Origin of the sequence: Clostridium subterminale (genome assembly GCF_039521425.1) — a bacterium.
Taxonomy (GTDB): domain Bacteria; phylum Bacillota; class Clostridia; order Clostridiales; family Clostridiaceae; genus Clostridium_J; species Clostridium_J subterminale.
On record NZ_BAAACI010000001.1, the window covers coordinates 844,629 to 859,830 of the forward strand.

General features: G+C 30.1%; 14 protein-coding genes. All 14 read right to left on the reverse strand.

Annotated elements, in window-relative coordinates; genetic code table 11:
* Nucleotides 1–6 precede the first annotated feature (6 nt).
* The 14 genes from ABDZ93_RS04305 to dapG all read right to left on the reverse strand — a co-directional run bounded on the left by ABDZ93_RS04305 (nt 7) and on the right by dapG (nt 15,202).
* The gene (locus ABDZ93_RS04305; protein WP_343823949.1) at nt 7–267 is read right to left on the reverse strand and encodes a DUF4321 domain-containing protein; all 261 of its coding nucleotides are present in this window, start codon (nt 265–267) and stop codon (nt 7–9) included.
* Nucleotides 268–471: 204 nt separating this feature from the next.
* The gene (locus tag ABDZ93_RS04310) at nt 472–1,236 is read right to left on the reverse strand and encodes an SPOR domain-containing protein (RefSeq protein ID WP_343823951.1); all 765 of its coding nucleotides are present in this window, start codon (nt 1,234–1,236) and stop codon (nt 472–474) included.
* 148 nt (nt 1,237–1,384) lie between these two features.
* Nucleotides 1,385–1,873 (reverse strand): hypothetical protein, encoded by a 489-nt coding sequence (locus ABDZ93_RS04315; protein WP_343823953.1) that lies wholly within the window; start codon nt 1,871–1,873, stop codon nt 1,385–1,387.
* Nucleotides 1,874–1,942: 69 nt separating this feature from the next.
* Nucleotides 1,943–2,917 carry a tyrosine-type recombinase/integrase gene (locus ABDZ93_RS04320; protein ID WP_343823955.1) on the reverse strand — a complete coding sequence of 325 codons (975 nt, stop codon included), beginning with the start codon at nt 2,915–2,917 and terminating at the stop codon, nt 1,943–1,945.
* Nucleotides 2,918–2,986: 69 nt separating this feature from the next.
* A complete protein-coding gene (locus tag ABDZ93_RS04325) occupies nt 2,987–3,241 on the reverse strand; it encodes an HPr family phosphocarrier protein (RefSeq protein WP_035128745.1) in 255 nt (84 codons plus the stop codon).
* A gap of 23 nt (nt 3,242–3,264) precedes the next feature.
* On the reverse strand, nt 3,265–4,458 hold the full coding sequence (locus ABDZ93_RS04330) for a pyridoxal phosphate-dependent aminotransferase (protein WP_343823959.1): 1,194 nt from the start codon (nt 4,456–4,458) through the stop codon (nt 3,265–3,267).
* A 380-nt stretch (nt 4,459–4,838) separates the two neighbouring features.
* Nucleotides 4,839–5,099: a stage V sporulation protein S gene (locus ABDZ93_RS04335; RefSeq protein WP_343823961.1), complete on the reverse strand. Its 261-nt coding sequence runs from the start codon at nt 5,097–5,099 to the stop codon at nt 4,839–4,841.
* Between the two features lie 204 nt (nt 5,100–5,303).
* Nucleotides 5,304–6,857, reverse strand: coding sequence for a ribonuclease Y (gene rny, locus ABDZ93_RS04340; RefSeq protein WP_343823963.1), 1,554 nt, complete (start codon nt 6,855–6,857; stop codon nt 5,304–5,306).
* 414 nt (nt 6,858–7,271) lie between these two features.
* Entirely contained in the window at nt 7,272–8,306 is a 1,035-nt protein-coding gene (gene recA / locus ABDZ93_RS04345) for a recombinase RecA (RefSeq protein ID WP_343823965.1), read from the reverse strand.
* 164 nt (nt 8,307–8,470) lie between these two features.
* Nucleotides 8,471–9,013, reverse strand: a complete 543-nt coding sequence (pgsA, locus tag ABDZ93_RS04350) for a CDP-diacylglycerol--glycerol-3-phosphate 3-phosphatidyltransferase (protein ID WP_343824529.1) — start codon at nt 9,011–9,013, stop codon at nt 8,471–8,473.
* Between the two features lie 245 nt (nt 9,014–9,258).
* Nucleotides 9,259–10,578, reverse strand: coding sequence for a 30S ribosomal protein S12 methylthiotransferase RimO (gene rimO / locus ABDZ93_RS04355; RefSeq protein ID WP_343823967.1), 1,320 nt, complete (start codon nt 10,576–10,578; stop codon nt 9,259–9,261).
* A 79-nt stretch (nt 10,579–10,657) separates the two neighbouring features.
* Nucleotides 10,658–12,964: an FtsK/SpoIIIE family DNA translocase gene (locus tag ABDZ93_RS04360; protein WP_343823968.1), complete on the reverse strand. Its 2,307-nt coding sequence runs from the start codon at nt 12,962–12,964 to the stop codon at nt 10,658–10,660.
* A 169-nt stretch (nt 12,965–13,133) separates the two neighbouring features.
* Entirely contained in the window at nt 13,134–13,961 is an 828-nt protein-coding gene (locus ABDZ93_RS04365; RefSeq protein ID WP_343823969.1) for a ClpP family protease, read from the reverse strand.
* Between the two features lie 53 nt (nt 13,962–14,014).
* Nucleotides 14,015–15,202, reverse strand: a complete 1,188-nt coding sequence (gene dapG, locus ABDZ93_RS04370) for an aspartate kinase (RefSeq protein ID WP_343823971.1) — start codon at nt 15,200–15,202, stop codon at nt 14,015–14,017.

Here is a 15,202-nt window from a genome sequence, read left to right on the forward strand (position 1 = left end):
TTCCTCCTAGAATTTTTTATATAATACTATTGCTAAAACCATACCTACTATAGCCATTAAATTCAGACCAAATCCTAGACCAAAAGTTAATTCTAAAACTTTTAAATCAATGACTAAAGGATTTTTTAACCCTATAAAATAGTTCTTTCCTAAAAAATCTAAGGCTTTAAAAGTATTTCCTAAAAATTCTCCAATAAAGCTTCCAGAAATAGCTCCTAAAAGAGTTATAAATACATACTCTTTAGTGGTTTTATATGATTTTCCCATAAAAATATCCCCCAGTATATTTAAAATGTTCAATATACTATTTGTACTAACCAATAATATTTTATATCTTATATAGTGTAACATTTAATATTTTTTTACACAAGACCATAACAAATTTTTTAAACTTTTTTTATAAATTAAGGCTATCTGTGAACTTTTGTTCACAGATAGCCTTGTATATACTTATTTATGATAATATCTACATTACTTTTTAAATTTTATTAACTGGTCATAGACATATTTTAATACTTCTCCATCCTTAGTTTTATCTATTTCATCTGGGAGAGCCTTAATATATTCCTTTAAAGAATTAACTTCATTATATTGTTTCATAGTCTCATCTATTTTCTCCAACCCATCTATCCACTTTTTAAGTTCACTTGAATTAATAGATTTTACACCGCTTTCTGAAGTTTTATTCACTACTTGCAACAAACTATCTACAATTTCACAAAATTGTTTTGTAGATTTATCCTCCATAGGTATATTTATAGTTACTTTGGTATTATCTACCCCTTTTTCTTTTAAAATGGAAGCTCCACTTTCTATATTTTTATCAGAATATATTCCAAAGTACACCTTAGATAACTCTCCCTCTTCTCCTATAAAAGGATTTCCAAAGGATGATAGTTTATTTAAAGTTTCCTCAGCATTACTTTTCACTTTAAATACACCACACTGTAGTATATAAAAATTATATTCTGATACAGCTTTTTCTTCTTTTACTTCACTTGGATTTCCTTCTTCCTTCACCTCACCTTTACTAGGTTCTTTACCACTATTTTGTTTCTGCTCAGAATTGCTTATATCTAATCCTTTTAGAAATCCTATTTTGCCTGAGTCTTTAAGTATAAATTTAAATATAAAAGTTCCTAATAGTAGTGCCATAAGCAAAGTTATAGCTAAGTAAAATAAAAAACTGTTACTCTTCTTTGGTTTAGATTTTATATTGTATCTTGTGTACTTCATTTTATACCCCCATTTCTAATTAATATAAATTAACTTTAAATTTGAAATAACCTGTCCTATTAATTTATATATATAATTAAAGATAAATATTACTATAGAATTTACTTTAAAAATAAAAAAATCGACAAAGTCGATTTTTTTATTCAGCTTATTCAGCATAACGAATGGATAGCCTTATTATTCTTCGAATAAATTTTTTTGCTTTTTCATAAGGCATACCATTAACTTCTAAAAATTTAAAAACTCCTAAATTATTTCTTTCTATAGATTTAATAACTTTTTCTATTCTCATAAGTTCATCATTATTTTCTTCTTTTGATGAAGCCTGTCTAAGTTTAAAGTCATTTTCATCGCCAAAGTCTTTCAATAATCTATTTCCATTCTCTTCTACATATCTCTCTACATCATCTTCAAAGTCTTCATCAAAATAAGCCTCCGTAGGAATATCTATATCCTCATGAGTTTCTTTTAAATCTATAATTTCAGCCAGTTCTTTTTGCATTGGATGTATAAAATTATTTCTTGGCATTACTCCCATCATCCCACATACAGATATGAAATCTTTCATTTCATCCGGCAAAGAATTATGTGTCATAGGAGCCAAGGGTACAAATTCATATTCATTATCAAAAGCCATGAACATACCTCCATTTTTTATATTACATTAAAAATGTATGCTTTTAGCCTCTAATAAATTCCTATAACTTTATATTATATCCATATTATCTCCAGGGTTATCTTTAAGCTTGTCTATAGAGTGAACATATCTATTCGTAGTAGCAATACTACTATGAGCTGCAAATTCTCTAACTTTTTCTATGGTGGCTCCTTGAGTAATGGCCATAGTGATCGCTGTGTGTCTAGTGGAGTGAACTTTTAGTTTTTTATTTATATCGCACTTACTACATATACTTTTCAGCATATAGTTTAAAGTACTAGGATTTAACTTTTCTCCATTTCTATTATTAGATGAGTGTCCTATAAATAAATAGTTGTTCTTAAATTCTTCTTTCTCTCTACCGGTAACTAAAATATACTCCTCAATTAAACTTTTCACCTTAGGCTGAAGCTTTACTAGATCCTTTTTATTTCCTTTTCTAGTTACTTCTATGACATCATACTCTCCATACTTTTTTATATGACATATTCTTATATTTATCATTTCTGATTTTCTTAATGCAGTGGTAAGTGCTAATGCTAATATAGCTTTATTCCTAAGTCCTAATACAGTTGTAGTATCAATACTGCCTAGTAAAATCTTGCTTTCTTCCTCAGTTAAAAATTCCGTAACTTTATTAGTTACAATAGGTTTTTCTTCCTTTACATTTGCAAAAGGATTAAACTTAATAATTCTTATATCACTGTAATTATCCTCATACTTCATAAGCCACTTATAAAGAGCAGAAAGGGATGATATCTTTCTATTTATAGTAGCAGAAGATAACCCTTCATTTTGCAAATCTAGTATAAACTTTTGAACATGAAATATATTTATTTCTCTTATGTTTTCTATTGTTATACTAGTTATAATCTCTGTATTAAAAAAATCCTTTATATCTTTTTCATAGCTAATGGCTGTATATTTACTTCTTCCACCCTTTATATCTAGGAAGCATTGAATAAAATGTTTATTTTTTTCTAAATAAAGTTCCTTGTTACTATGTATTATTATTTCATTCATAAAATCCTCCTCAATGTCAAAATCCTACTATAGAACAAAAGAACTGCCTTAGCAGTTCTTTTATCTGAATTATAATCCTTCTACAGTAGAAATGATTTCTGTAAGCGCAAGTTCCTCATCAGTTCCATTAGTTATAATTTTTACTGTATATCCCTTATTAACTCCTAAGGATAACACTCCAATGAGACTTTTTGCATTAGCTCCTTTGCCATTACATTCTATAGTAACCTCGCACTTAAAAGTAGTAGCCTTTTGAACTAATAAAGTTGCTGGTCTTGCATGTAATCCCTGTGGATTATTAATAATTATTTCCTTTGTTAGCATATTATCACCTCATTTACGAGAATTTATTTTATGCCATTAACAAAGTCTTCTATTCTATTCAATCCTTTTTCTATGTTTTCCATAGATGTAGCATAAGATAATCTTATAAAATCATCTACTCCAAAAGCAATACCTGGTATTACTGCTACCTTCTCCTTCTCAAGAAGTAGGTCACTGAATGTAAGAGAATCTTTTATAATCTTACCGTCCACTTCCTTATTTAATACCTTTGATATGTTTACCATAACGTAGAATGCACCTTCTGGCTTAACGCAGGATAAGTTATTTATAGAATTAATTCTATCTACCATAAAATCTCTTCTCTTTTTAAATTCCTGTTTCATTCTTTCAACTTCACTTTGATCTCCATTTAAAGCTTCTACAGATGCATATTGAGATATTGAACATGGATTTGAAGTAGTATGACTTTGTATGTTTGACATTAATGAAGTTATCTTTTCACTAGTTGCTGCATAACCAATTCTCCATCCAGTCATAGCATAAGCTTTAGAAACCCCATTTATTACTATTGTTCTATTATAGGCATCTTCAGATAAACTTGCTACAGAAATATGACCACTTTCTCCATATAAAAGTTTTTCATATATTTCATCTGATATAATTATTATATCATGTTTTTGTGCAAAAGCTGCAATTTTTTCTAACTCTTCTTTCGTGTACGCTGTTCCAGTTGGATTATTAGGGCTATTTAGTATCATAGCTTTAGTTTTTTCATTTACTGCTTTTTCCAAAGCTTCCACTGTTAATTTAAAAGAATTACTTTCTTCTGTTTCAACAAAAGTTGGAACTCCATCAGCCAATTGTACAAGTTCTGGATAACTAACCCAATATGGAGCACCTATTAAAACTTCATCTCCTGGATTCAATATAGCTTGAAAAATATTTGCTAAACATTGTTTAGCTCCTGTGGAAATAATAATTTGAGAAGTTTTATAAGTTAAGTTATTATCTTTTTTAAACTTATTTACAACCGCTTCCTTTAATTCAATTATACCTGAAGCTGCTGTATATCTTGTTTGGCCTGCTTCAATTGCCTTTATAGCAGCTTGTTGAATATTTTTTGGAGTATTAAAATCTGGCTCTCCTGCACCGAAGCCTATAACGTCAATCCCCTCAGCTTTCATCTTTTTAGCCTTTGCTGTAATTGCTAATGTTAGTGATGGTGAAATTCCCATTGCTTTTTTTGATAGCATCATTATAACTACCCCCATTAATATTTATTCTTTACAATATAAAATAATTAAAACTATCCAAATAAAAGAAATATTATTTAAACCTTTTCATTTTATTATACTTTCAAAAATATAATAAACGAGTTGGATATTCTACATCTAATGAATTTTTCAATGCATTATGGCTTCATATGAAAGATAAACTTCATATCTGTATAATACCACTTATTCTATATAGTGTAAAGATTATACGGTAATTTTAACGTACTATTATTATTCGCATTTTTTATTTTTACATACTAACTTTTAATAATATTTGTCCAAAAATCATAAACTTATTTACTCCAAATATAAAGACATGAAACTAAATTTTTAATTTCATGTCTTTATAAATTAAAAATTATTTATTTAGATTGTACTATTAATTTAATAGCAGTTCTTTCTTCCCCATCGATTTCTACATCCGTAAATGCTGGTATACATACTAAGTCAACTCCACTAGGTGCCACAAATCCTCTAGCTATAGCTACAGCCTTTACTGCTTGATTGATCGCTCCTGCTCCTATAGCTTGAATTTCTGCTCCGTTACTTTGTTTTAGTACACCTGCTAGAGCCCCTGCTACTGAATTAGGATTAGATCTTGCTGAAACTTTTAATACCTCCATATTAAACCTCCTACTACTACTACTTATCACTTATTAAATTAATATTATTAGAATCTTATATATTATTTCTACACTTAATTGAAAATTCCTTTTATTGAAAATACAATTTTAGTTTATTGCAAATTAAAACTTTACTTAAAATAACAGCTAAAAAAATAAAAGCCTCCTAATAAATAGGAGACTCACTTTTTTCATTACCTAATTTTACTTTGCATATTCTACTGCTCTTGTTTCTCTGATAACATTAACCTTTATTTGACCTGGATATTCTAGTTCTGATTCTATCTTCTTGACAATATCTCTAGCCACTTCAATAGCACCTGCATCATCAATATCTTCTGGTTTAATCATAATTCTGATTTCTCTTCCGGCTTGAATTGCATATGACTTTTCTACACATTCATATGAGTTTGCGATTTCTTCTAATTTTTCTAATCTTTTTATATAGGCTTCTAGAGTTTCTCTTCTAGCACCTGGTCTAGCTGCTGATATAGCATCTGCTGCTTGAACTAGTACTGCTTCTAGAGATTGATACTCTACATCTCCATGATGAGCTGCAATAGCATTTACAACTATTGGAGATTCATGACATTTTTTAGCTAACTCAGCACCAATTAGTGCATGTGGTCCTTCTACTTCATGGTCTACAGCTTTACCGATATCATGTAATAATCCACACCTTTTTGCCATGGTAGGATCTATTCCAAGCTCTGATGCCATAAGGCCTGCTAAGTATGAAACTTCTATAGAATGTTTTAATACATTTTGACCATAACTAGTTCTATATTTCAATCTTCCTAAAAGTCTGATTATTTCCACATGTAATCCATGGATACCAGTTTCAAAGGTGGCTTGCTCGCCCTCTTCTCTTATGTCATTTTCAACATCTTTTTTCGCTTTTTCAACCATTTCCTCAATTCTTGCTGGGTGTATTCTTCCATCAACTATTAGTTTTTCTAAGGCAATCTTAGCTACCTCTCTTCTAATAGGATCAAAAGCTGAAAGAATAACAGCTTCCGGAGTATCATCTATTATTAAATCAACTCCAGTTAAAGTTTCAAGGGCTCTTATATTTCTACCTTCACGCCCTATAATCCTTCCCTTCATTTCATCGTTAGGAAGTGATACAACATGTACTGTAGATTCAGCTACATGGTCTGCTGCACATCTCTGTATAGCATATGTTATAATTTCTCTTGCCTTTTTATCGGCTTCTTCTTTAGCTTTAACTTCAATTTCTTTAATCATTATTGCTGTTTCATGTTTAATTTCTTTTTTGACTTCGTCTAATAGTATTTGCTTTGCTTCTTCTGAGGTTAATCCTGCTACTCTTTGTAATTCTTCTCTTACACTATTATATAACTCTTGTATTCCTGATTCTAATGTCTCAACCTCTTGTTGTTTTTTAGATAATACTTCTTCTTTTCTTTCTATTGATAGGGTTTTCTTATCTAAAGTTTCCTCTTTTTGAAGAACCCTTCTTTCTAATCGCTGAATTTCATTTCTTCTTTCTCTGGATTCTTTATCAAAATCAGCTCTTAATCTATGAACTTCTTCTTTAGCTTCAAGGATTGCTTCTTTCTTTTTAGATTCTGCTTCTTTTTGCGCTTCACCTAAAATCTTTTTAGCGTCTTCCTCTGATTTAGATACGTTAGCTAAAGATATATTCTTTCTTGTATAAATAAAAACAAAAATAGCGACTAAACAAACAACTAGCGCAATAGCTATTATTAAAATAATTTGACTTGGTTCAGTCATTTTCCAACACCTCCTTTGCTTATTTTATGACATATATTAGCAGTAAAATGAAAGCTCGAAAAGGTGCATATTCTATTCAATTCCTTTTATATTAAACCAGTATTTGTATTCATTTTATATTACTTTAACATCATTGTCAAGGTTATTACTAAATACTACAAATTCTCTCAACCTAGCTCTTAGGCTTCACTTCAACCTTTTTAAAAAAATTTTTAATTAGAATATCACCTTTAATTTTTCTATAAAAATATCACACATCTTAATTATACATTTATTTATATATTTCATACATATTCTTTTAAATTTTAATTAAAAAAGATATATAAAGCTCAAAGTGTATATTTTAACTTAAAGCTTCATATATCTTTTTATTGTATATATAATTATATTTTATATCTATTTAATAGGATAATTTTAATTTTCTTCTACTTTATTCTCAAATTTTACTGCATTGTTACTTAACGGCAAAGAATACTTTTCTCTTATTTTATTTTCGATTTCATTAGCAATTTCTGGGTTTTCCTTAAAAAAGTTTTTAGCATTTTCTCTACCTTGACCCAGTCTTACGTCTCCGTATGCAAACCAAGCACCACTCTTTTGTACAATTTCTTCTTTAACACCAATATCTAATACATCTCCAACTCTAGATATTCCTTCACCATACATAATATCAAATTCTGCTTGTTTAAATGGTGGCGCAACTTTATTCTTAGTTAACTTAGCTCTAGTTCTATTTCCTAAGAAGGTTTCTCCTTGTTTAATAGTATCTATCTTTCTTACGTCAATTCTTACAGATGCATAGAATTTAAGAGCTCTTCCTCCTGGAGTTGTTTCTGGATTTCCAAACATAACTCCAACTTTTTCTCTCAATTGGTTTATAAATATAGTAGAGCATTTTGATTTGTTTATAGAACCAGTAAGTTTTCTTAAAGCTTGAGACATAAGTCTAGCTTGAAGACCTACATGGGCATCTCCCATTTCACCTTCAATTTCAGCCTTTGGAACTAAGGCAGCAACAGAGTCTATAACTACTATATCTATTGCACCGGATCTAACTAAAGCTTCGGTAATTTCAAGAGCCTGCTCTCCTGTATCTGGTTGAGATACTATTAAATTATCTATGTCTACACCTAATGCTTTTGCATAAACTGGATCAAGGGCATGTTCTGCATCTATGTACGCTGCACAACCACCGTTCTTTTGAGCCTCTGCAACTATATGTAAAGCTACAGTAGTTTTACCAGATGATTCTGGTCCAAATATCTCAATTATTCTTCCTCTAGGAACTCCACCAATTCCCAGTGCAATATCCAGGCCTAAACATCCTGTAGATATGCAGTCTATATTCAAAGTACTTTCTTCCCCTAATTTCATTATTGAGCCTTTACCAAATTGCTTTTCTATTTGACCCATAGCCGCTTCTAATGCTTTTAATTTATCGTTATTCATAAATTCCCCTTTAGGGTTCACATCCTTCCATTACGAACAATAGTTCTTATATGCTTATTATATATTATTTAATTTATCAGGTCAAGTGTTATAGTAAAGAGTTCCTTTAAATTTCTTTCAAGGAACTCTTTACCATTTTTGACATAGTTATAGAATTATAAACATTATTCATTAATATTTATAATATCTTTTCCTTTAACAAAATAATCCACTCCAGATATTATAGTAATAACAGCTGCTAGGTATATAGTAACTTGTGTTGTAATATTAAGCCATTCTGGATTATATACTAGAGACAATAGCCCCATTATAATAGCTATCATCTGAATTACAGTTTTCAGCTTTCCCCAATTACTTGCAGCTATTACCACTCCTTGTGAAGCAGCTAACGTCCTCAAGCCAGATACTATAAATTCCCTAGCAATTATTACAACTACTACCCAAGCTGCAATAATTCCTTTTTCAACTAAAAGTATTAAAGCACAGGTAACTAAAAGCTTGTCTGCTAGAGGATCCATGAATTTCCCAAAATTAGTTATCTGATTTCTGCTTCTCGCTATGTAGCCATCTAATTTATCTGTTACTGAAGCTACTATAAATATTGATAAAGCAATAATATTAGCTGTGGTGGTATTAACCATTGCACATATTAAGAATATAGGAACTAATATTATTCTTAATACCGTAAGCTTATTTGCAAGATTCATCATTAACATCTCCTACTCCTGAAATTTAACAATCTATAATCATTTTAGCTAAATAAAACTCAAATCTTATTGTAAAGAACTAAAAATAAATTCTTACTATTAGTAATTATAAATTATTTTATCTTATACAAATATTATACAATAAAATCTTAAAATTATTTAGTTTATTAATATTAATTTAACTTTAAAAAGTTGTCTCTCTATTATTAATTAATATTTTTATTATAAATATAAAAAACTAAAAATTATTTAGCGATTTCTCCTATTAAATCATACTCTAGTGCATCTTTTATTTTAACCTTAACAAAATCACCTATACTTAATTTATTAGATTTTACATAAACTTCTCCGTCAATTTCTGGAGCCATTTCATAACTTCTTCCACAATATGTTCCTTTTTCTTTACTTTCGATTAATACATCATAGGTGCTACCTATTTTATTTTTATTTATTTCTGTTGATATACTTTGCTGAGCCATCATTATGGAGTGAAGTCTTTCTTCTTTAACATCTTCTTCTATTTGACCTTCCATTTCTGCAGCCACAGTTCCTTCCTCTTGAGAATAAGTAAATACTCCTAGCTTATCAAACTTAGTCTCTCTCACAAAATTTAATAATTCTAAGAAGTTTTCTTCTGTTTCTCCTGGAAATCCTACTATAAGAGTAGTTCTTATAGTTATATTAGGAACTGTATCTCTAAGCTTTTTGATATTTTCAGTAATTATTTTCTTTCTGCCTTTTCTTTTCATTGATTTTAAAATATCATCACTAATATGTTGTATAGGAATATCTATATACTTACATACCTTATCATTTATAGCTATTTCATTTATAACTTCATCAGTTAACTCTTCTGCATAACAATAAAGAAGTCTTATCCATTTTATACTTTTTATTTTACCTAGTTCTCTTAAAAGTATGTGTAGAGTTTTTTCTCCATATATATCTACACCATAATTAGTAGTATCTTGTGCTACTATAATTAACTCCTTATACCCATTTAAAGCTAATTCCTTAGCTTCTTTAAGGATATCTTCCATATCTCTACTTCTATATTTTCCTCTTATTTTAGGAATTGCACAGTAGGCGCAAATATTGTTACACCCTTCAGATATTCTTATATAAGCAGTAGTTCCTCCTGTGGTAACCTGCCTTTTTCCTATATTTATATTAGTATCACTATAGGTTGTAATACAGCTCTTTTCTCCAGTTGCCATGGATTTTTCAATACATTCAAGTAACTTGTCATAATCATTTACACCTAAAATTATATCTAATTCTGGCATAAGTTCTAAAAGCTCACTACCATATCTTTGAGTTAAGCACCCAGTAGCTATTAGTACGCTACACTTATCTTTCTTGTACTTTGCCATTTCTAATATGGTATCTATAGATTCTTGCTTAGAAGTTTCTATAAATCCACAGGTGTTTACTAGTAATATATCTGCCTGTCTTTCATCTGCTACTGCTTCATACCTACTTTTTAAATTACTTATTATAATTTCTGCATCTATTCTATTCTTGTCACAACCTAAATTTATTACTCCAAATTTTAATTTTTCCACCTTTATCCTCCTATGTTATCTCTGTATTACTTAAGACCTCTTCTTTTGTAAAATCAATGAAAGTTTGGTTAACAAATTATCATCTAATGGTATCATCTCTTCCAAGAACCTGTCTTGGCTTACTTCCATTACGACCAGATATAATCCCTTCTGCTTCCATTTCATCTATAATTCTAGCCGCTCTATTATACCCTATTTTTAGTCTTCTCTGCAACAAGGATGTTGAAGCTTGCCCTTCTTCTAATACAACTTTAATAGCTTCGTCTAATAACTCATCGCAGTCTTCACCCCCCTTAGATTTAGATACACTATTTTCTATCTCATCCATAATTTCTTTTTTATACTCTAATTCCTTTAATCCATTACGAATAAATTCTACTACAGTCTCTACTTCTTCCTCAGACACAAAGGCACCTTGAATTCTAAGTGGCTTAGATTCTCCCACAGGATAATATAGCATATCCCCTTTACCTAGAAGCTTCTCAGCTCCTGAAGAATCTAGAATAGTTCTTGAGTCTATTTGACTTGAAACTGCAAAGGATATTCTAGATGGTATATTAGCTTTAATTACTCCTGTTATTACATCTACAGATGGCCTTTGTGTTGCTATTACTAGATGCATTCCTGCCGCCCTAGCCATTTGAGCAAGTCTACCTATATATTCCTCCACATCATTTGGACATACCATCATTAAGTCTGCCAACTCATCAATTATTATTACTATCCATGGAAGTTTTTCTTCTATTATTCCCTTTTCTACAAAATCGTTATATCCTTCAATATTTCTTACGTTATTATCTGCAAAGAGCTTATATCTTCTAGTCATTTCATTAACTGCCCAATTTAATGCTCCTGCAGCTTTTTTAGGCTCTGTAACTACTGGAATTAATAGGTGTGGTATTCCATTGTATATATTTAGTTCTACCACTTTAGGGTCTATTAAAAGTAATTTAACCTCTTGGGGTGTATATTTATATAATAAGCTTATTAAAAGAGTATTAATACATACACTTTTCCCTGATCCTGTAGCTCCTGCAATTAAAAGGTGAGGCATCTTAGTTAAATCTCCTACTACACAATTTCCTGCAATATCCTTTCCAAGGGCAAATGCCAAATTTTTCTTAGTAACAGCAAACTCTTCACTTTCTATTACTTCTCTCAAAAATACAGCTGATAACTCCTTATTAGGTACTTCTATACCCACTGCTGCCTTTCCTGGTATTGGCGCCTCTATTCTAACTCCTGAGGCTGCTAAATTTAGGGCTATGTCATCAGCTAGATTAACTATCTTACTAACCTTAACTCCAACATGAGGTTGTAATTCAAATCTAGTTACAGATGGTCCTTTTGTAACCTGTATTACCTTAGCTTCAACTCCAAAGCTTCCTAAAGTTTCTTGAAGTTTATTAGCACTATTAAGAAGCTCTTTTTTATCACCATTTTTTCCTATGCTATTTATATTTTTATGAAGTAGTTCTGGTGAAGGATGTTCATATGCATATATTTTATTTCCATCTCCAAAGGAAATGTCAATATCTACATCCTCTATGTTACTTTTATTTTCCTTTGCCTTATGAGGTTCTTCTACAATTGATTCCATTTTTCCTTCTAATTGATTATCTCCCTCATCAATCTTCATAAAATCTATGATTTTAATCTTTGATTCTTCACTACTTTTATTGTCTATAGTATTACCATCTGCAGATACATATTTCATAGGCTCATCTATTACAATATTCGTTGCTTTCAAATCCTTAGTCCTTTTTTTACTTTCTACTTTTTCAAATGTAAATAATTCTTTTATAGTAATATTATTAATTAGAACTAAAGATATTATATATAACGCAAATAAAACTATATAACTACCTATCTTTCCTAAAAGTAAACTTATAGGAACCGTAATTACTAAAGATATAATACCTCCATGAAGCACAGACTTAGATCTAAATTGATCTATAATAGCACTTGCCATATTTCCTTTTACATAGTAAGCAGGTAATACTATAAGTTCTACAAAAATCATGGTAGTAACTAAAAACATTAAAATTCCAACGGATTTTTTATTTACTTTAAAATATTTATCTATTTTTATATAGCTTATTCCCATATATAAAAGTACAAAAGGTAAAGCATAGGCACCTATTCCAAGCAATCCTATAAAAATTCTATTAATAAATACTCCCATTGATCCAGCCAAAGAGGTTGGATCCGAAAACATAGCTGATAACAAAGCTAAAAATATTAAAACGCCTAAGGTTATCAGTATAATTCCATTAAAATCAAAAATTCTATCTTTTTTAGCTATATTATCTTTTGAACTATTATTTTTAACAGTCTTCTTTTTACTACTGTTTTTCTTTTTTAAAGGTTCTTTTCCTCTAGCCATAGTATCTCCTCCAAAACTTTTCCTAAGATTCATGAAAATAATTTCCATTTATCCATCTCAATATATTGTACATTGAAATCCACCTACATTTCAAATTTTTTTATAAATAAAAAGTTGTCAACATACTTTTGCTGACAACTTAATGCTTAAAAGCTAATATTTTATCTGTTTATTTATTACTATTTTCTTCTGAAATTTCTCCCTGTTCTTTTGTTTCTCCTTGTTTTATTAACTCTTCTAATTTATCTAAAGCTTCTCTAATTCCACCTACTTCATCAATAAGTCCACATTCTACAGCTTGGTCGCCTATCAATATAGTTCCTATATCATTTAGTAACTCATCAGTTTGACTCATAAGATTTCTAAATTCATCTGAATTAATTTGAGAAGTCCTAACTACAAATTCAACTATTCGCTCCTGCATCTTTCTAAAGTATTCAAATGTTTGAGGCACTCCTATAACAAATCCATTCATTCTTACAGGATGAACTATCATTGTAGCTGAAGGAGTTATAAATGAATAATCTGATGCAGTAGCTAACGGAACTCCGATAGAATGTCCTCCACCTATTACTATGGATACTGTAGGCTTACTAAGACTAGTTATCATTTCTGCAATAGCTAATCCTGCTTCCACATCGCCTCCTGCCGTGTTTAATACTATAAGTATACCTTTTACATTATCATCTCTTTCAATAGCTATTAACTGGGGAATGATTAACTCATATTTAGTAGACTTAGTCTGGTTACCAGAAATATTATGACCTTCAACTTGACCTACTATAGGTATAACTTGAATCCTGTCATCAGCCTTAGCTACAGACATGACCCCTACTTCTTTAAGATTTGCAACTTCCTTACTTAGTCCTCTAGAGTTATCCTCTTCATTTTGTTCATCTTCATTTTCTTCATTTATTATAACTTTACTTTTATTATTCTTTTTGTGTTTAGTATCTTTGTCTTCCTTATATTTTTTATTTTTCTCTTCATTATCCATGGAAAAACACCTCCTAATGTTTCTTATTCTGTGCATTAAGAGGTGTTTATATACTATCCTAATTTAAATTCATTATGAAGTAAATTTATAGCATCTTTAACTTTACTACTTTCTACAAGACACCAAATAGTTGTATGAGAATCAGCTGTTTGAAGAATATCTACATTACCTTCTTCTAAAGCTTTTAGAATTCTAGACATAACTCCAGGTATTCCTCTCATTTTTGAACCTATTATAGATATTTTGCTACAATTTTCTGTGTACTGATAAGTAATTTCAAAGTTAGCTGCTATATTTTTGAACTTTTCTAAGTCTGCATCACTTATAGTGAATATTTTATCTTTAATGAATACGCTTATCAAATCAATACTTATTCCTTCTTTAGCTAAAATATGGAATATATTGTTGCAGTGTTCCTTTGACCCACCATTAACTCTTATTTGAACTCTATTACTCATATGAGTAATTCCAGTGATAATTCTTTCATTATCCTCCCCATAGGAAGAAATAGTTGTTCCTGCACAATTGCTAAGAGTATTTTTTATTACTAATGGAATATTATATTTTCTAGATATTTCAACTGCTCTAGGATGTATTACTTTAGCCCCTTGATCAGCAAATTGGAATACTTCGTCATAGCTTATACTCTCTATTAATGAGGCCTTAGAAACTATTCTTGGATCTGCTGTCATTATACCATCAACATCTGTATATATTTGAACTTCCTTTGCCTTTAATGCTGCTCCTAAAATTGCTGCTGTAACGTCACTTCCACCTCTTCCTATGGTAGTAATGCTACCTTCTTCACTTATACCTTGAAAACCTGCTACTACCGGTATTTTACCATCTTCTAATACCTTTAGTACACTCCTTGGATCAACATTTAAAATGGAGGCGTTATTGAAGTTATTATCAGTCTTTATACCTGCTTCTCCCCCCATAAGTGGAACTGCCTCTATGCCTTCTCTTAATAAATCATTACACATTACTACTGTACTTAAAGTTTCTCCACAAGACAAAAGTAAATCTAAGCCCCTTGGATTATTTATCTTAAATTCTTCACTAACTAAAGATAGTAATGTATCTGTTGCATAAGGAGAACCTTTTCTGCCCATAGCTGATACTACTACTACAGGTTTATACCTATCCTTTATAGCATTTTTAATCTTTTTTGCAACTAATCTTCTATTATCTTCACTAGATACTGATGTACCACCAAATTTCTGAACAACTATATCCAT

Bases quoted from the DNA above. Each gene is read 5' to 3' on its own strand.
- ABDZ93_RS04305 (WP_343823949.1), bottom strand. From the start codon at position 267: ATGGGAAAATCATATAAAACCACTAAAGAGTATGTATTTATAACTCTT.
- ABDZ93_RS04310 (WP_343823951.1), bottom strand. From the start codon at position 1,236: ATGAAGTACACAAGATACAATATAAAATCTAAACCAAAGAAGAGTAAC.
- ABDZ93_RS04315 (WP_343823953.1), bottom strand. From the start codon at position 1,873: ATGGCTTTTGATAATGAATATGAATTTGTACCCTTGGCTCCTATGACA.
- ABDZ93_RS04320 (WP_343823955.1), bottom strand. From the start codon at position 2,917: ATGAATGAAATAATAATACATAGTAACAAGGAACTTTATTTAGAAAAA.
- ABDZ93_RS04325 (WP_035128745.1), bottom strand. From the start codon at position 3,241: ATGCTAACAAAGGAAATAATTATTAATAATCCACAGGGATTACATGCA.
- ABDZ93_RS04330 (WP_343823959.1), bottom strand. From the start codon at position 4,458: ATGATGCTATCAAAAAAAGCAATGGGAATTTCACCATCACTAACATTA.
- ABDZ93_RS04335 (WP_343823961.1), bottom strand. From the start codon at position 5,099: ATGGAGGTATTAAAAGTTTCAGCAAGATCTAATCCTAATTCAGTAGCA.
- rny (WP_343823963.1), bottom strand. From the start codon at position 6,857: ATGACTGAACCAAGTCAAATTATTTTAATAATAGCTATTGCGCTAGTT.
- recA (WP_343823965.1), bottom strand. From the start codon at position 8,306: ATGAATAACGATAAATTAAAAGCATTAGAAGCGGCTATGGGTCAAATA.
- pgsA (WP_343824529.1), bottom strand. From the start codon at position 9,013: ATGAATCTTGCAAATAAGCTTACGGTATTAAGAATAATATTAGTTCCT.
- ABDZ93_RS04360 (WP_343823968.1), bottom strand. From the start codon at position 12,964: ATGGCTAGAGGAAAAGAACCTTTAAAAAAGAAAAACAGTAGTAAAAAG.
- ABDZ93_RS04365 (WP_343823969.1), bottom strand. From the start codon at position 13,961: ATGGATAATGAAGAGAAAAATAAAAAATATAAGGAAGACAAAGATACT.
- dapG (WP_343823971.1), bottom strand. From the start codon at position 15,202: ATGGATATAGTTGTTCAGAAATTTGGTGGTACATCAGTATCTAGTGAA.